23 protein-coding genes are annotated in these 19,910 nt (G+C 66.7%); 13 read left to right on the top strand and 10 right to left on the bottom strand.

Translation table 11 applies throughout. From position 1 onward, the window contains the following. Positions 1–9 precede the first annotated feature (9 nt). From ribB to ASG11_RS02400, 4 genes are read left to right on the top strand one after another with little or no spacing between them, the layout of a single operon-like run. Positions 10–1,311: a 3,4-dihydroxy-2-butanone-4-phosphate synthase gene (gene ribB / locus ASG11_RS02415; RefSeq protein ID WP_201781253.1), complete on the top strand. Its 1,302-nt coding sequence runs from the start codon at positions 10–12 to the stop codon at positions 1,309–1,311. 30 nt (positions 1,312–1,341) lie between these two features. Continuing rightward, a complete protein-coding gene (ribH, locus tag ASG11_RS02410) occupies positions 1,342–1,761 on the top strand; it encodes a 6,7-dimethyl-8-ribityllumazine synthase (RefSeq protein WP_055774697.1) in 420 nt (139 codons plus the stop codon). Between the two features lie 2 nt (positions 1,762–1,763). Beyond that, positions 1,764–2,312 carry a GNAT family N-acetyltransferase gene (locus ASG11_RS02405; protein WP_055774693.1) on the top strand — a complete coding sequence of 183 codons (549 nt, stop codon included), beginning with the start codon at positions 1,764–1,766 and terminating at the stop codon, positions 2,310–2,312. Positions 2,313–2,359: 47 nt separating this feature from the next. Next, the gene (locus ASG11_RS02400; RefSeq protein WP_055774690.1) at positions 2,360–3,745 is read left to right on the top strand and encodes a cytochrome P450; all 1,386 of its coding nucleotides are present in this window, start codon (positions 2,360–2,362) and stop codon (positions 3,743–3,745) included. Positions 3,746–3,847: 102 nt separating this feature from the next. Here ASG11_RS02400 and ASG11_RS02395 read toward each other — a convergent pair whose 3' ends face one another. Then, positions 3,848–4,048: a hypothetical protein gene (locus ASG11_RS02395; RefSeq protein ID WP_082472550.1), complete on the bottom strand. Its 201-nt coding sequence runs from the start codon at positions 4,046–4,048 to the stop codon at positions 3,848–3,850. Between the two features lie 93 nt (positions 4,049–4,141). Further along, the gene (locus tag ASG11_RS02390; RefSeq protein ID WP_055774684.1) at positions 4,142–5,230 is read right to left on the bottom strand and encodes an alkene reductase; all 1,089 of its coding nucleotides are present in this window, start codon (positions 5,228–5,230) and stop codon (positions 4,142–4,144) included. A gap of 83 nt (positions 5,231–5,313) precedes the next feature. On the opposite strand from ASG11_RS02390, the gene ASG11_RS02385 reads away from it, so the two are divergent. The 6 genes from ASG11_RS02385 (at position 5,314) to ASG11_RS02360 (ending at position 11,264) form a co-directional block, all read left to right on the top strand. Next, positions 5,314–6,252, top strand: a complete 939-nt coding sequence (locus tag ASG11_RS02385; protein ID WP_082472549.1) for a DMT family transporter — start codon at positions 5,314–5,316, stop codon at positions 6,250–6,252. Next, positions 6,249–6,911, top strand: coding sequence for a COQ9 family protein (locus tag ASG11_RS02380; RefSeq protein WP_055774681.1), 663 nt, complete (start codon positions 6,249–6,251; stop codon positions 6,909–6,911). Before ASG11_RS02385 ends, ASG11_RS02380 begins: the two co-directional genes overlap by 4 nt. A 61-nt stretch (positions 6,912–6,972) precedes the next feature. After that, entirely contained in the window at positions 6,973–7,239 is a 267-nt protein-coding gene (locus ASG11_RS02375) for a FeoA family protein (protein ID WP_055774679.1), read from the top strand. A gap of 22 nt (positions 7,240–7,261) precedes the next feature. After that, positions 7,262–9,121 (top strand): ferrous iron transporter B, encoded by a 1,860-nt coding sequence (gene feoB / locus ASG11_RS02370; protein WP_055774677.1) that lies wholly within the window; start codon positions 7,262–7,264, stop codon positions 9,119–9,121. 11 nt (positions 9,122–9,132) lie between these two features. After that, positions 9,133–9,696: a single-stranded DNA-binding protein gene (ssb, locus tag ASG11_RS02365; RefSeq protein WP_055774674.1), complete on the top strand. Its 564-nt coding sequence runs from the start codon at positions 9,133–9,135 to the stop codon at positions 9,694–9,696. Beyond that, positions 9,693–11,264 carry a PAS domain-containing protein gene (locus tag ASG11_RS02360; protein ID WP_082472548.1) on the top strand — a complete coding sequence of 524 codons (1,572 nt, stop codon included), beginning with the start codon at positions 9,693–9,695 and terminating at the stop codon, positions 11,262–11,264. The genes ssb and ASG11_RS02360 overlap by 4 nt, the downstream gene beginning before the upstream one ends. Positions 11,265–11,326: 62 nt before the next feature. Here the strand turns inward: ASG11_RS02360 and ASG11_RS02355 are convergent, their stop codons facing one another. The 4 genes from ASG11_RS02355 to metX all read right to left on the bottom strand — a co-directional run bounded on the left by ASG11_RS02355 (position 11,327) and on the right by metX (position 13,964). Continuing rightward, positions 11,327–11,728, bottom strand: coding sequence for a response regulator (locus tag ASG11_RS02355; protein ID WP_055774671.1), 402 nt, complete (start codon positions 11,726–11,728; stop codon positions 11,327–11,329). 84 nt (positions 11,729–11,812) lie between these two features. Continuing rightward, positions 11,813–12,400, bottom strand: a complete 588-nt coding sequence (gene metW / locus ASG11_RS02350; RefSeq protein WP_055774668.1) for a methionine biosynthesis protein MetW — start codon at positions 12,398–12,400, stop codon at positions 11,813–11,815. Then, positions 12,397–12,834, bottom strand: a complete 438-nt coding sequence (locus tag ASG11_RS02345) for a GNAT family N-acetyltransferase (RefSeq protein ID WP_055774664.1) — start codon at positions 12,832–12,834, stop codon at positions 12,397–12,399. The genes metW and ASG11_RS02345 overlap by 4 nt, the downstream gene beginning before the upstream one ends. Next, on the bottom strand, positions 12,831–13,964 hold the full coding sequence (gene metX, locus ASG11_RS02340; RefSeq protein WP_055774661.1) for a homoserine O-acetyltransferase MetX: 1,134 nt from the start codon (positions 13,962–13,964) through the stop codon (positions 12,831–12,833). The genes ASG11_RS02345 and metX overlap by 4 nt, the downstream gene beginning before the upstream one ends. A gap of 66 nt (positions 13,965–14,030) precedes the next feature. Here metX and hisC point away from each other — a divergent pair, with 66 nt between their 5' ends. Both hisC and ASG11_RS02330 read left to right on the top strand, forming a co-directional pair. After that, entirely contained in the window at positions 14,031–15,143 is a 1,113-nt protein-coding gene (gene hisC / locus ASG11_RS02335; protein WP_055774658.1) for a histidinol-phosphate transaminase, read from the top strand. Beyond that, positions 15,143–16,051: a prephenate/arogenate dehydrogenase family protein gene (locus ASG11_RS02330; RefSeq protein WP_055774655.1), complete on the top strand. Its 909-nt coding sequence runs from the start codon at positions 15,143–15,145 to the stop codon at positions 16,049–16,051. The genes hisC and ASG11_RS02330 overlap by 1 nt, the downstream gene beginning before the upstream one ends. Before the next feature lie 7 nt (positions 16,052–16,058). On the opposite strand, the gene ASG11_RS02325 is transcribed toward ASG11_RS02330, so the two are convergent. From ASG11_RS02325 to ftsE, 4 genes are read right to left on the bottom strand one after another with little or no spacing between them, the layout of a single operon-like run. Continuing rightward, positions 16,059–16,751 carry a lysophospholipid acyltransferase family protein gene (locus ASG11_RS02325; RefSeq protein WP_055774652.1) on the bottom strand — a complete coding sequence of 231 codons (693 nt, stop codon included), beginning with the start codon at positions 16,749–16,751 and terminating at the stop codon, positions 16,059–16,061. Next, complete coding sequence (locus ASG11_RS02320; RefSeq protein ID WP_055774649.1) at positions 16,748–17,284, bottom strand: YdcF family protein; 537 nt, start codon at positions 17,282–17,284, stop codon at positions 16,748–16,750. Before ASG11_RS02320 ends, ASG11_RS02325 begins: the two co-directional genes overlap by 4 nt. Positions 17,285–17,294: 10 nt before the next feature. Further along, a complete protein-coding gene (locus ASG11_RS02315) occupies positions 17,295–18,188 on the bottom strand; it encodes a cell division protein FtsX (RefSeq protein WP_055774646.1) in 894 nt (297 codons plus the stop codon). Continuing rightward, on the bottom strand, positions 18,188–18,901 hold the full coding sequence (ftsE, locus tag ASG11_RS02310) for a cell division ATP-binding protein FtsE (protein WP_055774643.1): 714 nt from the start codon (positions 18,899–18,901) through the stop codon (positions 18,188–18,190). The genes ASG11_RS02315 and ftsE overlap by 1 nt, the downstream gene beginning before the upstream one ends. 191 nt (positions 18,902–19,092) lie before the next feature. Between ftsE and ASG11_RS02305 the strand changes: the two genes are divergently transcribed. After that, complete coding sequence (locus tag ASG11_RS02305) at positions 19,093–19,860, top strand: MJ0042-type zinc finger domain-containing protein (protein ID WP_055774640.1); 768 nt, start codon at positions 19,093–19,095, stop codon at positions 19,858–19,860. The last annotated feature ends 50 nt before the right edge of the window (positions 19,861–19,910 follow it).

Genomic DNA, 19,910 nt, shown 5'->3' with positions numbered 1-19,910 from the left:
TATCCGCTCATGAGCACATTGTTGATCCAGAAACTGCGCAACCTCGTCACCGATGGTGGCATGTCGCGCTCCGGTCTCGCCCGTGCGGCGGGGCTTCATGCCAATACGTTGCGCGATCTCGACCAGCCCGACTGGAACCCGACCGCCGACACGCTGCGCAAGCTGGAGACGTTCATCTTCTCCAACGACGATACGCCGGCGCTCGTATCGATCGAGGAGATCATCGACGAGGCGCGCAACGGGCGGATGTTCATCCTGGTCGACGACGAGGACCGGGAGAACGAGGGCGACCTGATCATCCCGGCGCAGATGGCCACGCCCGACGCGATCAATTTCATGGCGACGCATGGCCGTGGCCTGATCTGCCTGGCGATGGGCAAGGCGCGGATCGATTCGCTCGGCCTCGAACTGATGAGCCGCGCCAACGGCACGCGCCACGAAACCGCCTTCACCACCTCGATCGAGGCGCGCGACGGCGTGACGACCGGCATCTCCGCCGCCGATCGCGCGCGCACCATCTCGGTCGCGATCGATGCGTCGAAGGGCAAGGACGACATCGTCACGCCGGGCCATGTCTTCCCGCTGGTCGCGCGCGACGGCGGCGTGCTGGTGCGCGCCGGCCATACCGAGGCGGCGGTGGACGTCGCGCGGCTTGCCGGGCTCAACCCCTCGGGCGTGATCTGCGAGATCATGCGCGACGACGGCACGATGGCGCGGATGGACGATCTCGTCGCCTTCGCCCGGCTGCACAACCTGAAGATGGGCACGATCCGCGACCTGATCGCCTATCGCCGCCGCCACGACCATCTGGTCGAGAAGCGCGCGGAAATGGCGTTCGAGAGCAAATGGGGCGGCGACTGGAAGGCGATGACCTTCTTCAACAAGGCCAGCGGCGACGAGACGATCGCGCTGGTGAAAGGCCATATCGACCCCGCCAAGCCGACCTTGGTGCGGATGCACACGATGTCGATGTTCGTCGATGCGTTCGGCGAGGAATCGGAGCGTTCCGGCCTGCTGTCGGGATCGATGCAGATGATCGCGGACGAAGGCGCGGGCGTGATCGTGGTGATCAACCGGCGCATGGTCGACGGCATCACCCGCTTCATCAGGCTGCGCGGCGAGGGCAAGGGCGCCGGCGCGCCGGAGGTCGAGGAATTGCGCGATTACGGCGTCGGCGCGCAGATCCTGGCCGAACTGGGCGTGGAAGAGATGGTGTTGCTGACCAACACGCACCATACGCTGGTCGGACTTGAAGGGTATGGCCTGTCGATCGTCGGCGAACGGCCTATTCCCGGCACCGGAGGCGAATGAGATGCCCCCCCTGAGCGGAGCGAAGACCTGATGGCTACCATTCTCATCGTCGAGGCGCGCTTCTACGATCATCTCAACGATCTGCTGCTCGACGGCGCGCGCTCGGCGATCGAGGCGGCGGGCCACACGCACGAGACGATCACCGTCCCCGGCGCGCTGGAAGTGCCGGGCGCGATCGCACTGGCGGCGGACAGCGGGCAGTATAGCGCGTTCGTCGCGTTGGGCGTGGTGATCCGCGGCGAGACCTATCATTTCGAGATCGTCGCGGGCGAAAGCGCGCGCGGACTGATGGCGCTGTCGATGGACGGCGTGGCGATCGGAAACGGCATCCTGACCACCGAGAACGAAGCGCAGGCGCTGACCCGCGCGAAGAAGAGCGAGAAGGATAAAGGCGGCGAAGCGGCCAAGGCGGCGCTGGCGATGCTGGAGTTGAAGGGGCGGTTCGGCTGATCATGCCGCCGGTGCTGCACACCGAACGCCTGATCCTGCGACCGCTTTCCGGCGAGGATCTTGAGGATTGGGTCGCATTCCATGCCGATCCGGTCACGATGGAATTCCTCGGTGGCGTGCAGGAGCGCTCGGCCGCGTGGCGCGGATTGTGTGCGATGCGCGGCAGCTGGGACATTGCCGGTTTCGCGATGTTCGCGTTGATCGAACGAAGCAGCGGGCGCTGGATCGGCCGGGTGGGACCGTGGCAGCCCGATGGCTGGCCCGGCACCGAAATCGGCTGGGGCGTGGCGCGCGCCTTTGCCGGCCGAGGCTATGCCCATGAAGCGGCCGTGGCGACGATGGACTATGCGGTCGACGTCCTGGGCTGGAGCGATATCATCCACACCATTCACCCCGACAATGCCGGATCGATCGCGCTTGCGAAGCGACTGGGATCGGAAAACCGCGGGCCGACGCGACTGCCGCCACCGATGGGTGATTTTCGCGTCGATGCCTGGGGCCAGAGCGCCGATGCATGGCGCGCGCGCCGGGCGGGGCAAAGCGCACGTTGATTTGTACCGCCGCTTACTGATATCAATGTCAGTAAGGGAGAGATGGCATGGCGCTCGCACATAGCTTCAAGGCCAATCCGCATTGGGCACCGCGCCAGAAGAAGGGCGCGCTGAACGCCATTCCGGGCGAGGACGGCCTGCCGTTCGTCGGCAATACGCTCAGGCTGTTGAAGGATCCGGTCGGGTTCGGGCGGCGCATGGCCGACACCTATGGCCCGGTGTACCGCAACAATACGTTCGGCGGTCCGAACGTCGTCCTGCTCGGGCCGGAAGCGAACGAGCTGGTGCTGTTCGACCGTGAGAAGATCTTTTCGTCCGAGCAAGGCTGGGGACCGATGCTCAACCTGCTGTTCCCGCGTGGCCTGATGCTGATGGATTTCGACCATCACCGCGCCGATCGCAAGGTGCTGTCGGTCGCGTTCAAGCCCGAACCGATGCGCCATTACGCCGAGGCGATGAATGCCGGGATCGCGGCCCAGGTTTCGACCTGGGGCAACAAGCCGATCCGGTTCTACGACGCGATCAAGTCGCTGACGCTCGATCTGGCGGCGGACAGTTTCTTCGGCATGCCGCTGGGCCCGGAAGCGGACAAGATCAACCAGGCGTTCGTCGACGAGGTGCAGGCGTCGATCGATCCGATCCGCGTTCCCCTCCCCGGCACGAAGATGCGGCGCGGCGTCAAAGCGCGCGAATATCTGGTCGGCGTTTTCGGGCGGGAGATTCCGAAGCGGCGGGCGGGCGCCAGTGGGTCCGGGGGGCAGGATTTCTTCTCGCAATTCTGCCGCGCGACCGACGATGCGGGGCAGCCGCTGCCCGATGCCGCGATCATCGATCACATGAACTTCCTGATGATGGCGGCACACGACACGATCACGTCTTCGGCGACCAGCCTCGTCATGCTGCTCGGGCGCAATATGGAGTGGCAGGAAAAGTTGCGCGAAGAGGTGCTGTCGCTCGGCCTGAACGACGACGGCCAGGTGCCGCATGGCCAGCTCGACCGGCTGGTGCTGACCGAATATGCCTTCAAGGAAGCGCTCAGGATGATCCCGCCGGTGCCGTCCTTGCCGCGGCGCGCGCTGAAGGCCTTCCGTTTCGGCGGCTACGATATCCCCGCAGGCACGCCGGTGGGCATCAATGTCGGCCATACGCACCGCATGCCGGACTATTGGCCGGACCCGGACACGTTCGATCCGCTGCGTTTCCTGCCCGAAGCGGTGCGCGCGCGGCACAAATATGCCTGGGTGCCGTTCGGCGGCGGCGCGCATATGTGCCTGGGGCTGCACTTCGCGACGATGCAGATGAAGCTGCTGATCGCCGGGCTGCTCAGCCGCTATCGCATCGTGCTGGACGAGGGATCGGGCGCGCAATGGCAGGCCTGGCCGATCCCCAAGCCGCGCGACGGCTTACCGCTGAGGCTGGTGCCGTTGGATTGAGCTGGGTCGGGGAGCCTCATCCCCCGTTCGTGCCGAGCGTGTCGAAGCACGTGCCCGGAACACGCCCTTCGACAGGCTCAGGGCGAACGGTGAGGGAGGCGCTCAGCCCTTGGGCGTGACCCATACCGTCACCGGTACGGCGAACTTGCCGGGGGCGGGCTTGCCGACATCGACGCGGTCGGCCGTCACCAGTTCGCCGGTTTCGAGATTGAACGATACCCACGGCTTGGGCATGCGCCCGAAGACGAATTTCTGGATCGGCTGGCCGGTGGCCGTATTCATGATCGTAGCGGAAACACCCATGCGCGGGCGATACCAACCGTGCCGGACGTGTCCACCCGGCACCGCATGGGTCGCCGGAATTTCCTGTGGGAAACCCCGGCGACCGGCATCGGATCAGGCGTCCGCCGTCTCCAGCGCAGGGTAATCGGTATAGCCTTCCGCGCCCTGGCTATACATCGTCTTCGGGTTCATCGCGTTGAGCGGCGCGCCGGTGCGCAGGCGTTCCGGCAGATCGGGATTGGCAAGGAAGGTGCGGCCGAACGACACCGCGTCGGCGGTGCCGGCATCGATCACCGCCTGTGCTTCCTCGACCGTCGTATAGTCCGAATTGACCACCAGCGGCCCGGTGAACACCTTGCGGATTTCCGGCGACAGCTTGGGCACGTCGGTGCGGCCGAACGTGCCGTCGGGGCCGGGTTCGCGCAGTTCGAGAAAGGCGATGCCGAGATCGCCGAGCGCCTTGGCGGCGGCGGTGAACAGCGGCTGCGGATCGCTGTCGTCCACGCCCTGCGATTCGCCATTGGGCGACAGGCGGACCGAGGTGCGATCCTTGCCCGCGACCGACACCACGCGCTCGACCACCTGCTTGAGCAGGCGGATGCGGTTCTCGACGCTGCCGCCATATTGATCGTCACGGAAATTGGCGTTGTCGCGCAGGAATTCGTCGATCAGATAGCCGTTCGCGGCATGCACCTGCACCCCGTCGAACCCGGCGGCGAGCGCGTTCTTCGTCGCGCGCTCGTAATCGTCGAGCAGACCGGGGATCTCGCTCACCTCCAGCGGCCGTGCGGTCTCGAACGGCTTCTTGCCTTCATAGCTGTGCGCTTCGCCCGGCGTGGCGGTGGCGGAAGAGGAAACGGGCTGTTCGCCGGTGACCGACGAATGGACCTGCCGGCCCATATGCCAGAGCTGCGCGATGATGCGCCCGCCGGCATCGTGCACCGCCTTCGTGATCGGCGTCCAGGCGGCGACCTGCTCGTCGCTCCACAGGCCCGGCGCGAACGGCCAGCCGAGCCCCTGGCGGCTGATGCCGGTCGCTTCGGAGATGATCAGGCCGGCGGAGGCGCGCTGGCGATAATATTCGATCATGATCTCGGTCGGCACATGCGCCTTGGTGCTGCGACCGCGCGTCAACGGTGCCATCAGGATGCGGTTGGGCGCGGAAATGGCCCCCAGTTGAATGGGATCGAACAGACTCGGCATTACGTTTCCTTTTGCTACCTGACTGCGCACAGATAGGGCGCTACAGGGCGGCATGCATCCCGCCACCCCCAAGAAAAACTAACATGTCGCAAACCGACGCCTTGCCGCAGGAGCCGCCCGTGGGACAGCCAGGCGCGCCCCACCGTCTCGCCTTCCTGGCGCTGATCGGGGCGAACGTCGCGCTGGCGTTCGGGCCGTGGTTCGTGCGGCTGGCCGATACCGGGCCGGTGGCGGCCGGGTTCTGGCGCGTGACGCTGGCGGTGCCGCTGCTGCTGGCGATGTCGCTGGCGAGCGGGTGGCGGCCGGTGCGGCGATCGCCCGGGCTGGGCATGGGATTGTGGCTGATGATCGGCATCGCCGGCGTCAGCTTCGCCGCCGATCTGGCGAGCTGGCATCTCGGCATCCTGCGCACGACGCTGGCCAATGCGACCCTGTTCGGCAATTCGGCGACGTTGATCTACCCGCTCTACGGCTTCCTGATCGCGCGCGCCTGGCCGAGCCGGACGCAGGGAATCGCGCTGGTGCTGGCGGCGATCGGCGCGGCGCTGCTGATGGGGCAATCGTACAGCCTGAACCCGCGCAACCTGGTCGGCGACCTGCTCTGCCTGTTCGCGGGCGTGCTTTATACCTTGTATTTCATCGGCATGGCGCGGGTGCGCGATACGATGGCGCCGCTGCCGGCGCTGCTGCTGTCGAGCGTCGCGGGGATCGTACCGCTGCTGATCTTCGCGCTGGCGCTCGGCGAGAAGGTATTGCCCGATCACTGGACCCCGCTGATCGGTCTGGCGTTGTGCAGTCAGGTGATCGGTCAGGGCCTGATGATCTATGCGCTCGGCCAGTTCTCGCCGCTGGTGGTCGGGCTGGCGCTGTTGACCCAACCGGTGGTCGCGGCGGCGATCGGCTGGAGCGTCTATGGCGAGCGGCTGGGCGTAGCGGATGCGACCGGGGCGGTGCTGGTCGCCATGGCCTTGGTGCTTGTGCGCCGGCCGGCTAAGACGGATGTGGAGGAACGCGCGCGATGAACATTCTGCCGGAAGACCCGACGCTGGACGAGATCCGTGCCGCGATGGCGCCCGTGGTGGCGAGCAACGCCGCGTTCGACGGCTGGGGCGATGCCGCGCGGGATGCCGCCGCCGACGCGCTAGGCGTGGATCGCGACGTGGCGCTGCTCGCCTTTCCGGGCGGTGCGGTGGAGATGATCGCGGCGTGGTTCGCGCATATCGACGCGGGGATGTTGGCGAAGGTGCCGCCGGAACGGCTCGCGACGATGAAGATCCGCGAGAAGATCGCCGCGTTGGTCGAGGCGCGACTGGACGCCGTCGCCGCCGATCGCGAGGCGTTGCGCCGCGCGCTCGCGATCCTCGCCCTGCCCCAGAATCTCGCACGGGCGGCGAAACTGGGCTGGCATGCCGCGGACGTGATGTGGCGCGCGGCCGGAGATACCGCGACGGACTATAATCATTACACCAAGCGGACGATCCTGGCCGGCGTGTACGGCGCGACCGTTGCGGTGTTCCTGGACGACGATAGCGACCAGCTTGCCGATACCCGCGCATTCCTGGCGCGACGGATCGATGGGATCATGCGCTTCGAGAAGGCCAAGGCAGGGTTTCTGGGGCGCACGCAGCATCGGCCGAGCCTGTCGCGCTTCATCGGACGGTTACGGTATCCGGCGGTGTAGCCATGCCGAGGGATAATTTGTCACTGGCGCATCCGCCTAGTTATTGATAATCAGTCGCATCATGAACGCGACCGTCGCCAATGCGATTCCTCTCAGCCTCGAAAAGCTTCCGCGCCGCCAGCATGCGACCGTGGCGGCGATTGACTGGCAGGGGCTGAGTGCGCCCGAGGCGCGGCGGTTGCGCGAATTGGGTTTCGACGAGGGCGTCGATATCGAGGTGCTGCACAAATCGCTGTTCGGCACCGGCCCAATCGCCTGCCGCATCGGCCGCATGACGGTGGCGCTGCGCCGTACCGTCGCCGCGGCGATCGCCGTTTCGCCCGTCTGAAGACCCTCACGTTGATCACATCATGAGCACGCTGCCGCTGGTCGCCTTGGTCGGCAACCCCAATGCCGGCAAGAGCGCCCTGTTCAACGCGCTGACCGGGGCGCGGCAGAAAGTGGGGAATTATCCCGGCGTGACCGTGGAGCGGCATTCGGGCCGGCTCGCTCTGGACGACGGCCGGCCGATCGAACTGGTCGATCTGCCCGGCGCGTACAGTCTCGACCCCTCCAGCCCGGACGAGCGCGTGACCCGCGATGTCGTCATGGGGCAGCAGGCCGGCGAGCGGTTGCCCGATGCGATCGTCGTCGTGGTGGACGCGTCGAACCTCGACAACCACCTGCGCTTCACGTTGCAGTTGATCGCATTGGGCCTGCCGGTGGTGGTGGCGCTGAACATGATCGATCTGGCCGAGCGCGACGGGCTGAAGCTGGATGCCGCGATCCTCGAACGCGAACTGGGCGTGCCGGTGGTGCCGACCGTCGCGGTGCGCAAGCGCGGGCTGGACAAGTTGAAGGCGCGCATGTCGAGCATCGTCGGCCGCGGCGCCGCGATCCGCCTGCGCCCGAACGAGGGCCATGTGGCTGAGGATATCGTCACGCTGCAACGTCGCGCGCGCGCCCTCTCGGTCAAGGCGACGGTGTCGGAGACGAGCGGGCGGCGCTGGACGCACATGCTGGACGCCGTCGCGCTGCATCCGATCAGCGGGCCGGTGCTGCTGCTGGGGCTGCTGTTCGTGATGTTCCAGGCGGTGTTCGCCTGGTCGCAGGCACCGATCGGCTGGATCGAGGCGCTGTTCGCGTGGATCTCGACCGGCGTCACCGAGGCGTTGCCCGCCGGGTTCGTGCGCGACTTCCTTACCGATGGCGTCATTGCCGGCGTCGGCGCGGTGATCGTGTTCCTGCCGCAGATCCTGATTCTGTTCACCTTCATCCTGGTGCTGGAAGCGACCGGATACATGGTCCGCGCCGCCTTCATGATGGACCGGTTGATGGCCGGCGTCGGCCTGTCCGGGCGCGCCTTCATTCCGTTGCTGTCGAGCTTCGCCTGCGCGGTGCCGGGGATCATGGCGACGCGCACGATCGACGACGAGAAGGACCGGCTGACCACGATCCTGATCGCGCCGCTGATGACCTGCTCGGCGCGGCTGCCGGTCTATACTTTGATCATCGGCGCGCTGATTCCCAACAGCCGCGTGCTGCCGTTCGTGGGGTTGCAGGGGCTGGTGATGTTCGCGCTCTACGTGCTCGGCATCGTGTCGGCCTATGTCGCCGCCCTCGTGCTGCGCAACACGGTGACGGCGGGCCCGTCCTCCGGCTTCATGATGGAGATGCCGAAATATCAGTGGCCGCGCCTGTCGGACGTGGGCCTGGGGCTGTGGAGCCGCGCTTTGATCTTCCTGAAGCGTGCCGGCACGACGATCGCGGCGACGGTGGCGATCCTGTGGGTGCTGGCAAGCTATCCGGTCGCGCCCGCCGGCGTGCGGCAGAGCGAATATTCGATCGCCGGGCGCATCGCGAGCGGGATCGAGGTCGTCGTGAAACCGATCGGCTTCAATCACGATATCGCCCTGTCGCTGCTGCCGGCGATGGCCGCGCGCGAGGCGGCGGTGGGCGCGATGGCGACGGTCTATGCGATCGACAATCCGGAGGAACCGGCGGGCGAAGGCAAGCTGGCCGAGAATCTGCGCGGCCGCTGGAGCCTGCCGACCGCGCTGGCCTTCCTGATGTGGTTCGTGTTCGCGCCGCAATGCATCTCGACCATCGCGGTGACCCGCCGCGAGACGAACGGGTGGAAGTGGCCGATGTTCATGGTGGGCTATCTGTTCGCACTGGCATATATCGCCGCCGGGGTTACATACTGGGCCGCAATAGGACTCGGTTTGTAGGAACGAACAATATGGCGGGCAGCGTCAACAAGGTGATCATCGTCGGCAATCTCGGCCGCGATCCCGAAAGCAAGAGTTTCCAGAACGGCGGCAAGGTGGTGAACCTGCGCATCGCCACGTCCGATTCGTGGAAGGACAAGAATACCGGCGAGCGCAAGGAAGCGACCGAGTGGCATTCGGTGGCGATCTTCAACGAAGGCCTGGCGAACGTGGCCGAGCGTTATCTGCGCAAGGGCAGCAAGGTCTATATCGAAGGCGCGCTGAAGACCCGGAAGTGGCAGGACGCGCAGGGCCAGGACAAATATTCGACGGAGATCGTGCTGCAGGGCTTCAATTCCGTGCTGACGATGCTGGACGGGGCGCCGGGCGCCGGTGGCGGCAGCGGCGGTGGTTCGGGCGGCGGCGGCGGCTATGGCGGCGGCGGGCGTGACGATTTCGGCGGCGGCAACGAGTTCGGCGGTGGATCGGGCGGTTATGGTGGCGGCGGTGGCGGAAGCCGTGGCGGCGCGTCCGCCGGCGGCGGTGGAAGCCGGCAGAGCTTCGCCGACGATCTCGACGACGACGTGCCGTTTTGAGGCTCGACAGCGCGCCCGGCAACACCGAACGCTACGACCCCAAGCCGTCCGCCGGCCGCGGCTGGCAGCTTGACGAATCCGCGCGCGCGGCGACCATCGCCAAGCACGACATAGAATCGCTGCGCGACGCGGCGAACCTGCAGGGCATCACCGATTTCGCCGCCGCGCTGTGCGAGGCGCCGATCGCGCTGGTCAGTCTCGTCGAGGAGCGCCGCCAGACGTTCCTGGCGCGTACCGGGCTGAATGCCAGCGAGACGCCGCGCGAGACGAGCTTCTGCGCATTCGCGATGCTCGACCATGAGATCATGATCGTGCCGGATGCGGCCCGCGACCCGCGCTTCGCCGAGAATCCGCTGGTTACGGGCGATCCGAACATCCGCTTCTATGCCGGTGCACCGCTGATCGCGGACGATGGCATGCCGCTGGGATCGCTGTGCATCATCGATACCGAGCCGCGCGCGGGGCTGACCGTGTTGCAGCAGCAGGGGCTGACGACGCTGGCCGAGGCGGTGATGGCGCGGCTGCGCGACAGCCGCGATGCCGCGGCGTGGCGCGATGCGGACAATGCCAATCACCGCGCGCTGACCGAAAGCCATAACCGGTTCCGCGTATTGGCGGATTCGATGCCGCAAATGGTGTGGTCCACGCTGCCCGACGGCTATCACGATTATTACAATGCGCGCTGGTACGATTTCACCGGCGTGCCCGAGGGGTCGACCGACGGCGAGGAATGGAACGGCATGTTCCACCCCGACGATCAGGAACGGGCCTGGGCGGTGTGGCGTCACTCGCTGGCGACGGGCGACCCTTATCAGGTCGAGTACCGCCTGCGCCGCGCGGACGGCGAATATCGCTGGACGCTGGGTCGTGCGCTACCGCTGCGCAACGAGGCGGGTGAGATCGTGCGCTGGTTCGGCACCTGTACCGAGGTGCACGAACAGAAGCAGGCGAGCGAGGAGCGCGAGGTGATCGCGCAGGAACTCAGCCACCGGATCAAGAACATCTTCGCGGTGATCTCCGGCCTGATCGGGTTCGCGGCCCGCGCCAATCCGGGCTTTCGCGGCATTTCCGACGATCTGCGCGAACGCGTGACGGCGCTGGGCCGCGCGCACGATTTCGTGCGCCCGCATAGCGCGCAATCCCGCCCGGCCGCGGCGCAGTCGAGCCTGCACGGCCTGCTCGACGAGCTGTTTCGCCCCTATCAGCAGGGCGAGGGCATGCGGATCTCGGTGATCGGCGGCGATGTGAATATCGACGATCGCTCCGCCACGCCGCTGGCGCTGCTGTTCCACGAACTGGCGACCAATGCGACGAAATATGGCGCACTGGCCAATGACGACGGGCGCATCATGGTCGAGATCGCGCCGAACGACGACAGGGTGTGTCTCACCTGGAGCGAGACCGGCGGACCCCACGTGGTCGGCACACCGGAACCTTCGGGCTTCGGATCGCAATTGATCGAGATGAGCGCGGTCCGCCAGCTCGGCGGCACGGTGGATCGGGACTGGCGGCGGGAGGGCCTCGTCGTCACCACGTGCATACCAGTCAAGGCGTTCAGCCGCACGTAGCGAGCCGCCCACGATGCTGACGATTTCCTGCCCGATCTGTGCGCAGCGACACCGCGTTGGCGTCAGCCGATCTGGGTTTGCCCGATCAGGACGACGTCGTCATTTGCCGGATGGTCCGCCGACGCGCTCGCCAGCGCTGCCGCGGCGAGAATCGCGGCTTCGCTGAACGGCTTGCGGACATAGGCCAACGCGCTGCCGGGATCGCCGATCTGGCCGGGGTTGGCGGTGACGAACACCACCTTCAGTCCATATTCCTGCGCCAGCGTGCGGGCGAGATCAGGGCCGGTCGGGCCGTCGCGCAAATTGATGTCGACCAATGCAAAATTGCATTCGCCCGCTTCCTGCAAAGCCGTCGAGCGATCGGCCGCGATCGCCTTCACCTTGTACCCGGCATCCGTCAGGATTCGCTCGAGATCGAGGGCGACGAAAATCTCGTCTTCGACAATGAGGGCGGTGGCGGTCATTCTAATCCCGTCGGCGATGGTCCGGTACAAACCATCGGTAGAGTGCTTGGTTCCTTGATCCAGATCAACTCGAAATAGGAAAGATCAGCCTTTCAAAAGGAATACGGCATGTTCGGCGCGGAAGTTCGCGGCCGCCGAGCTGGTTCGACGGTCGCCGGACAAAAACCACGCCCCCTCCACCGCCAGCCCGCGATCGGCGACGAAGGCGCGGAAGTCGTCCACCGTGACGTGGTGGATGTTGGGCGTATCGTACCAGCGTTCGGGCAGCAGCCGCGTGACCGGCATGCGCCCACCCCACAAAAGCGACGCCCGCACCCGCCAATGCGCGAAGTTCGGGAACGACACGAAGGCGCGCTGGCCGATGCGGAGCAGATGATCGAGAACGACATCCGGCCGGCGCGCGGTCTGCAGGGTCTGGCTGAGGATCGCATAATCGAAGCTGGCGTCGGGATAGGCGGCGAGATCGGTATCGGCATCCCCCTGGATCACCGATAGCCCGCGCGAGACGGCGGCGGCGACGTTGCTGGCCGCGATCTCCAGCCCGCGCGCGTCGACGCCCTTACGATCCCGCAGCGCCGCCATCAACTGCCCGTCGCCGCAACCGACGTCGAGGGTGCGCGATCCGGCGGCGACATGATCGGCGATGATCGCGAGATCGGGGCGGAGCGTCATGCCGCGCCCCGCGCAAAGGCTTCCGCCTCGGGCGAGAGACGTTCCATATAGCGATCTGCGCGGATCAGCGGGTGGAAGCCGATCTTGTCGTACACGCCGTGCGCGTCGCGCGTGACCAGCCCGATGCGGCGGATGCCGGCAAAGTCGGGATGATCGACGAACCATTGCACCATTCGGCGGCCAAGCCCCTGCCCGCGCCCGGCCTCGTCGACCCACACGTCTGCGATCCAAGCGAAGGTGGCATGATCGGTGATCGCGCGGGCGAAACCGATCTGCTTACCGTCTCGATACGCGCCCAGCGCGTGCGATCCGGCGATCGCGCGTTCGACCAAGGCGCGTTCGATGCCCGGCGACCAATAGCTGCTCGCCAGCCAGTGGTGGATTTGTTCCACGTGTAACAATGCTTTGCCGTCGGATAATAATATGTCGCTCATATTCCGGCCCTCAGGAAGCCGTCCACAACGCGGTTCAACTCGGGTGCCTCGAGCAGGAAGGCGTCGTGCCCGAACGGGCTCGACAGTTCGACGAAGCTGACCGGTGCGCCGGCGGCGTTGAGCGCATGGACGATCGCGCGCGATTCGGCGGTGGGATAGAGCCAGTCAGTGTCGAAACTCACCAGGCAGAAACGCGCCTTGCTTGGCCGGAACGCGCTGGCGAGGCGACCGCCATGTTCCTCGGCAAGATCGAAATAGTCCATTGCGCGAGTGATGTAGAGGTAGGAATTGGCATCGAAGCGATCGACGAACGCGATGCCCTGATGGCGCAGATAGGATTCGATCTGGAAATCCGCGTCGAACCCGAACGTCTTCGTTTCACGCGCCTGCAGCTTGCGGCCGAACTTCTCGGTGAGGCCGGCTTCGGAAAGATAGGTGATGTGGGCGGCCATGCGCGCGACGGCGAGACCGGCGGCCGGCGGATCCGCATCCGCGTAATAATCGCCGCCGCGCCATTTCGGATCGGCCATCACCGCCTGCCGCCCGACCTCGTGGAAGGCGATGTTCTGCGCGGTGTGGCGCGCGGTCGAGGCGATGACGACCACCGCCTTTACGCGCTCGGGGAAGGTCGCGGGCCAGCTCAGCGCCTGCATTCCGCCCATCGATCCGCCGACCACCGCCTTCAGCACGCCGACGCCGAGATGATCGAGCAGCATCGCCTGCGCGCGCACCATGTCGCGGATGGTGATGACAGGGAATGCCATGCCCCATGGCGCTCCGGTCGCGGGATTGATGCTCGCCGGACCGGACGAGCCCATGCAGCTGCCCAGCACATTGGCGCAGACGATGAAGTGCCGCGCGGGATCGATCGGCTTGCCCGGCCCGACCATGCGCGTCCACCAGCCGGGTTTGCCGGTGACCGGGTGATTGCTCGCGACGTGCTGGTCGCCGGTCAGCGCGTGGCAGACCAGGATCGCATTGCCGCCATCCGCGTCGAGCGTGCCGTACGTCTCATAGGCGATATCGACCGGCGACAGCAGCACGCCGCCATCGAGGCGCAGCGGGCCCGGCAGGGTGACGGTGCGCGTCAGTCCGAAGCGCCGGTCGCTGGTGGGATCGTTGAAGCTCACGCATCGGGCGCTAGGGCGGGCGGCCTCGCCTTGTCAATTTCCACGGTGCCGCTATGCCGCGCGACCATGAGCACACCCCAAACCAAGCCCGTTGCGAAGCCCTGGATCATGGCGATCGCCCCCTATGTGCCGGGCCGGTCGACTACCGATGACGGCCGCAAGGTGGTTAAGCTGTCGTCGAACGAAAATCCGCTCGGCACCAGCCCCCGCGCGAAGGAGGCGTTCGTTTCGGCCGCCGACCGCCTGGAACGTTATCCCGACGCAAGCGCGACGGAGTTGCGCGATGTGCTGGCTGAGAAGCATGGGCTCGATCCCGAACGGATCATCTATGGCAACGGATCGGACGAGGTGCTGCATCTCGCCGCCGGGGCGTTCGCCGGCCCGGGCGACGAGGTGATCTACGTCCGCTACGGTTTCGCGGTGTACGAGATAGCGGCGCGACGCGTGGGAGCGACGCCGGTGATCGCGCCGGACACGGACTATGCCACCGATGTCGATGCGATCCTGGCCTGCGTCACCGAGAAGACGAAGCTGATCTACATCGCCAATCCCAACAACCCGACCGGGACCTATTCGACCCGGGCCGAAATCGCACGCCTGCACGCCGGGCTGCGGCCGGACATCCTGCTGGTGCTCGATCACGCTTATGCCGAATATATCGAGGGCGATGCGGAAGACGGCGGCATGGCGCTGGCCGAAAGCGCATCCAACGTGCTGGTCACGCGCACCTTCTCGAAGATGTATGGCCTGGCCGCGGAGCGGATCGGCTGGGGCTATGGATCGGCCGAGATCATCGACGCGATGCACCGCATCCGCCTGCCCTTCTCGATCACCATTGCCGGCACGGCGGCGGCGGTCGCGGCGTTGGGGGATGGCGAATTCGTCGAGTCGACCCGGGCGCATAATGCCGAGTGGCGGCGCTGGTTTAGCCAGGAAATCGACAAGCTCGGCAATGCCGGCCTGCGCGCCGTGCCGAGCCAGGCGAATTTCGTGCTGGTGCTGTTCGAGGGCAAGCTGACCGCGGAAGTGGCATATAAGGGCTTGATGGACGCGGGCTATATCGTGCGCTGGCTGCCCGGACAGGGACTGCCGCACGGCTTGCGCATCACGATCGGCACGGCGGAGGAAACGCAGGGCGTGATGACGGCGCTGCGCGATCTGGTCGAAGCCGCCGGCTGATGCTGCCGTTCGCCAGGGTCACGATCATCGGGCTGGGGCTGATCGGCTCGTCGATCGCCCGCGCGGTGCGCGTCGCGATGCCGACGGTGCGGCTGACCGGGTACGATGCCGACCCCGACGTCCGCAGCGTCGCCGACCGGCTGCAATTGTGCGACGACATCGCGGAGTCGGGCGGCACGGCGGTGATCGATGCCGATCTGGTGATCCTGTGCGTGCCGGTTGGGGCGATGGGCGCGGCGGCGGCGGATTTCGCCGCCGATCTGCCGGCCGAGGCGATCGTCAGCGATGTCGGATCGTCCAAGGCCGAAGTGCTGCGCGTGCTGACCGAGGCCCTGCCCGGCACCATCGTGATCCCGGCGCATCCGGTGGCGGGCACCGAGCGCAGCGGGCCGGAAGCTGGCTTCGCGAGCCTGTTCCACAAGCGCTGGTGCATCGTGACGCCACCCGAGGGCGCGGATGCGGCGGCGGTGGAGCGCGTCGCCGAATTCTGGCGCCGGCTGGGCGCGGATATCGAGATGATGGCACCCGAGCATCACGATCGCGTGCTCGCCGTGACCAGCCATCTGCCGCATCTGATCGCCTATACGATCGTCGGCACCGCTTCCGATCTGGAGGAAGTGACCCAGTCCGAGGTGATCAAATATTCCGCGGGAGGCTTCCGCGATTTCACGCGCATCGCCGCCTCCGACCCGACGATGTGGCGCGACGTGTTCCTGACCAACAAGGACGCGGTGCTGGACATGCTGCAGCGCTTTTCCGAGGATCTGACCGCGCTGCAACGCGCGATCCGGCTGGGCAAAGGCGAGGAATTGTTCGACCATTTCAGCCGCACGCGGGCGATCCGGCGTGGGATCATCGAACAGGGGCAGGACGATCCGGCCCCCGATTTCGGGCGCAGCCACGACTAGACTGACGTCACGCCTTCACATCCAGCGCGTTGATCGCAGCATGCACCCGCGCCTCGGCCTCCTCGCGCGGCAGGCCCGCCGGAATCGCCTCGCCGAAGCGGAACGTAACCGTGCCGGGCTGTTTCGGCCCCTGTCTCGGCCAGACCATCCCCGAATCGATCGCGATCGGGATCACCGGGATCTTCAGCATATGGTACAGGCCGGCAAACCCCGCGCGGAGCGGCGGCTGATCCCCGGGCGCGACCCGCGTGCCCTCCGGGAAGATCAGGATTGACCGCCCCTCGGCCAGCGCCGCCTTGGCCTCCCTGACCATCCGCCGCAGTGCGCCGGCCGACGCCTCGCGATCCACGACGATGCAGCCATAGATGCGCGCGGCCCAGCCCCAGACCGGGATGCTGGCGAGTTCCTGTTTCATGACGATCGCCGGCGTATCCAGCATGCGGCCGAGTTCCAGCGTCTCGTACATCGCCTGATGCTTTGCGGCGTAGATCACCGGGCCATCCAGGAATTGCGTACCCTCGACATGCTGGTGGATACCGAGAAAGGTCTTCGTCGCCCAATGGTGGAATTTCGTCCAGATATGCGTGTTGACGATGATCGCGCGGCGCCCGAACACGGCGCTGATCGGCGTGGCCAGCACGATCGGCACCGAGATCGTGTAGAATACGATCTGGAACAGCAGGTTGCGCAAGCCGATCATCGTCCGATCCCCGTCCACAACGCGACCTGGCGCAGCAGCAATTTGTTGTATTCCGCGATCAGCGTGGCGAAGCGCGGATGGCTCGGCACGCCTTCGCCGATCACCTGCACGTCGCGGTCCAGCGCATAGGCCAGCTCGAGCCGCGCGCGCGCCATATGCCAGTCCGACGTGACGAGCCGCACCGTCTTGTAGCGATGGTCGCGCACCCAGCGCGCGGTCTCGATCGCGTTGGAGCGGGTATCGACCGCCTCCTGCCCGAGGTCGATACAACAATCGAACAAGGCCAGCGGGGCCTTGTATTCCGCCGCAAGTTCGTCGGCCTCGACCTCGGGCGCGACGCCGGTGATCAGCATGCGCTGTGCCGCATGCGCCTGAAGCAGTTCCAGCCCGCGCTGAATGCGCCCCGCGCCGCCGGTCGGTACGACGATGGCGTCGGTCTTCGCATCCTCGAGCGGGCGCGGCAGCAGCAGCATGAACACCGCGAAGCCGAGCAGCCACAAGATCAATGCGAGCGAGAGCAGGCGCCGGATCACGGAATCGTGCTCACAAGATCTTACTTAACGCCGCCGTCACCGCGACGCGCGCGGCGAGCGTGGCGAGCAGCGAGAAGATCACCGGCAGCAACAACAGCAGGATCCAGTCGCGCGGACTCAGCGCCACGCCGCTCAGCAGATCGGATCCGATCGCACCGAGCCGGACGCCGATCAGCAGCACGAGTGCGCAGGCGATCCCCGTGCCGAGCAACCCACCGACCAGGGTATCGAGCGCGATGCGCCGCTGGAACAGGCGCGAGACCTGGATGTCGGTGGAGCCGAGCATGTGCAGCACCTGGATCGTGTCGCGGTGCGTATCCAGCCCTGCGCGTGCGGCGAGGATCACCACCGCCGCGGTCGCCGCCGCCATCAGCAGCACCAAGGCGCCCGCGAGGCTGGTGATCATCGCCATGAAGCTGCTGACCGGGGCCATCCAGCTTTCCTGCCGGTCGATCCGCGCGGTGGGCGCGACCGCCTGCACCGCCGCCGTCGCCCGCGCGACCGCCGCGTCGCTCGGCGTGGCGAGGTCGACGTCGATCATCGCCGGGATCGGCAGATCGGGATCGGCCCCGTCGCTGCCCAGCCACGGGCGCAGCAGGGCGGTGAGTTCGGCGCGATCGACCTGCCCAGCGCGCTTCACCTCGGGCAGGGCCGTCAGCGCACGGAGCGCAGCGGCCGCCTCCCGCTCGCGCTCCGTCGCGATTGGCGCGACGATCTGCACGGTCAAACGCCCGGCCAGCTGCCGGTCGAGCGACACAGCCGCGGACCTCGTGCCCAGCCCCAGCGCGCCGGCCAGCACCGTCAGGAACAGCATGATCGCCATGATCCACGTCATCGCACGCGTGCCGCGGCTTTCGTCGAGCAGGCGGCGATCGGCGGCGGAGGGGATCAGCTTGACCGGCATCAGTCTTCGCCGTCCTGGCTGGGCGGCGGAAAGCGCAGCGAGCCGGTGGGATCGAGGAGACGACCGCCGTCGAGCCGCATCATGTGTGCGCCGGGGATGCGGCCGAGCAGGTGGAAATCGTGCGTCGCGACGACGACGGTGGTGCCGAGCCGGTTGAGCGAATCGAACAGGTGCAGCAGGCGTTCCGCCATGTCGGGATCGACGTTGCCGGTCGGTTCGTCGGCGACGAGGATCTCGGGCCGGCCGATCACCGCGCGGGCGATGGCGACGCGCTGCTGCTCGCCGCCCGACAGTGTCGGCGGTTTGGCCTCGGCGCGGTCGCTGAGGCCCACCCAGGCGAGCATCTCGCGCACCGGGGCGGCGATGTCGCTCTCCGGCACGCCCGAGACGCGCAAGGGGAGCGCGATATTGTCATAGGCCGAGAGGTGCGGGACGAGCCGGAAATCCTGGAACACCACGCCGATGCGGCGGCGGAAGCCGGGCAGTCGCTTGCGCGGCAACGTCACCGCGTCCTCGCCGAACAGCCGGATCAACCCGCGCGTCGGGCGTTGCGCGAGATAGAGCAATTTCAGCAACGACGTCTTGCCCGCGCCGCTCGCCCCAGTGAGGAAGTAGAACGCCCCGCTGGCCAGCGTGAACGAAACGTCGGACAGCGTTTCCTGGCCGGTGCCGTAGCGCAGCCCAACATTCTCGAACTGCACGATATTGGCCATTACCGGCGTGTGCCCGCTTCGCTACCTGATTATGCCCCTGCGCCCAGCCTTCGCACGTTCCACGCCCACGCGGCAAGCCGGGCAGCATGCCGGCCGGCGGCAGGATATCGTGCGCACTTGCCAGTTGGCGTCATCGCGTGTTTAGTTTTGAAACACTCATGATCGTGGGTGCATAGCCGCGAAGTCCTTTCATGATCCTCGAATGCACAGAATGCCGGACCCGCTATATCGTCCCCGATAATGCGATCGGGGCCGAGGGCCGCACCGTGCGCTGCGCCAATTGCCGGCACAGCTGGTTCCAGGCCCCGGCGCCGGCGGACGAGCCCGATCTGGTCGAGCGTGCCGAGGCTCCTTCGGCCGTACCGCCGGCGCCGGTGGCCGCATCTCAACAAGCGCCGGAACCGGACGTCGAACCGCCAACGGCCGCGCGCGACACGCCGCCATCCACCCCGCCGCCGGTCCGCGACGTATATCCCGACGACGCTCAACCGGAATATGACGCCTTCGCCCACCGCGCACCGTTCCGCCCGCGCCGCAATCGGGCGAAGCAATGGACGGTGATCGCGTTCGCCGCCGGTTTCGCGATGCTCGTCGGATTGATCGCTCTGATCTACGCCGGGGACAGCAGCTTCATCCAGCGGCTCGGCCTGCCGATCGCGCCACAGGAAACGCCGCTGCGGCTGATCGACAATCCGATCGAGCGGCGCGAGCTGAGCAACGGCAGCGAGATGTTCGCGGTGAGCGGCAAGGTGACCAACCCGACCGACACGCATCAGAGCGTGCCGGACATCCGCGCCGAGCTGCGCGATGCGCAGGGGCGGCTGGTCTACAGCTGGACGATCCGGCCCGAAGTGACCGCGCTGCCGCCGCGCGGATCTGTCGATTTCAACAGCGCCAAGCTGGACGTGCCGGTCAATTCCGAAAAACTGGTGCTGAGTTTCTCGGGCGCGACGCGCTGAACCGCCCCAACCCGCGCTTGCCAATGGGCGAAGCGCTTGCTAGGGGCGCT

The organism is Sphingomonas sp. Leaf357, assembly GCF_001423845.1.
In the GTDB taxonomy this organism is placed as follows: domain Bacteria; phylum Pseudomonadota; class Alphaproteobacteria; order Sphingomonadales; family Sphingomonadaceae; genus Sphingomonas.
The sequence above is the reverse complement of the archived record's forward strand: the minus strand, read 5'-3'. Positions and strand labels throughout refer to the sequence as shown.

Excerpts from the sequence above, each read along its gene's own strand:
- ASG11_RS02330 (WP_055774655.1), top strand. The coding sequence starts at position 15,143 with ATGCTGCCGTTCGCCAGGGTCACGATCATCGGGCTGGGGCTGATCGGC.
- ASG11_RS02380 (WP_055774681.1), top strand. The coding sequence starts at position 6,249 with ATGAACATTCTGCCGGAAGACCCGACGCTGGACGAGATCCGTGCCGCG.
- hisC (WP_055774658.1), top strand. The coding sequence starts at position 14,031 with ATGAGCACACCCCAAACCAAGCCCGTTGCGAAGCCCTGGATCATGGCG.
- metW (WP_055774668.1), bottom strand. The coding sequence starts at position 12,400 with ATGACGCTCCGCCCCGATCTCGCGATCATCGCCGATCATGTCGCCGCC.
- ASG11_RS02355 (WP_055774671.1), bottom strand. The coding sequence starts at position 11,728 with ATGACCGCCACCGCCCTCATTGTCGAAGACGAGATTTTCGTCGCCCTC.
- ASG11_RS02325 (WP_055774652.1), bottom strand. The coding sequence starts at position 16,751 with ATGATCGGCTTGCGCAACCTGCTGTTCCAGATCGTATTCTACACGATC.
- ASG11_RS02405 (WP_055774693.1), top strand. The coding sequence starts at position 1,764 with ATGCCGCCGGTGCTGCACACCGAACGCCTGATCCTGCGACCGCTTTCC.
- ASG11_RS02390 (WP_055774684.1), bottom strand. The coding sequence starts at position 5,230 with ATGCCGAGTCTGTTCGATCCCATTCAACTGGGGGCCATTTCCGCGCCC.
- ASG11_RS02375 (WP_055774679.1), top strand. The coding sequence starts at position 6,973 with ATGAACGCGACCGTCGCCAATGCGATTCCTCTCAGCCTCGAAAAGCTT.
- ASG11_RS02305 (WP_055774640.1), top strand. The coding sequence starts at position 19,093 with ATGATCCTCGAATGCACAGAATGCCGGACCCGCTATATCGTCCCCGAT.
- ribH (WP_055774697.1), top strand. The coding sequence starts at position 1,342 with ATGGCTACCATTCTCATCGTCGAGGCGCGCTTCTACGATCATCTCAAC.
- ASG11_RS02395 (WP_082472550.1), bottom strand. The coding sequence starts at position 4,048 with ATGGGTGTTTCCGCTACGATCATGAATACGGCCACCGGCCAGCCGATC.
- ftsE (WP_055774643.1), bottom strand. The coding sequence starts at position 18,901 with ATGGCCAATATCGTGCAGTTCGAGAATGTTGGGCTGCGCTACGGCACC.
- ribB (WP_201781253.1), top strand. The coding sequence starts at position 10 with ATGAGCACATTGTTGATCCAGAAACTGCGCAACCTCGTCACCGATGGT.
- ASG11_RS02315 (WP_055774646.1), bottom strand. The coding sequence starts at position 18,188 with ATGCCGGTCAAGCTGATCCCCTCCGCCGCCGATCGCCGCCTGCTCGAC.
- feoB (WP_055774677.1), top strand. The coding sequence starts at position 7,262 with ATGAGCACGCTGCCGCTGGTCGCCTTGGTCGGCAACCCCAATGCCGGC.
- ASG11_RS02400 (WP_055774690.1), top strand. The coding sequence starts at position 2,360 with ATGGCGCTCGCACATAGCTTCAAGGCCAATCCGCATTGGGCACCGCGC.
- ASG11_RS02345 (WP_055774664.1), bottom strand. The coding sequence starts at position 12,834 with ATGAGCGACATATTATTATCCGACGGCAAAGCATTGTTACACGTGGAA.
- ASG11_RS02385 (WP_082472549.1), top strand. The coding sequence starts at position 5,314 with ATGTCGCAAACCGACGCCTTGCCGCAGGAGCCGCCCGTGGGACAGCCA.
- ssb (WP_055774674.1), top strand. The coding sequence starts at position 9,133 with ATGGCGGGCAGCGTCAACAAGGTGATCATCGTCGGCAATCTCGGCCGC.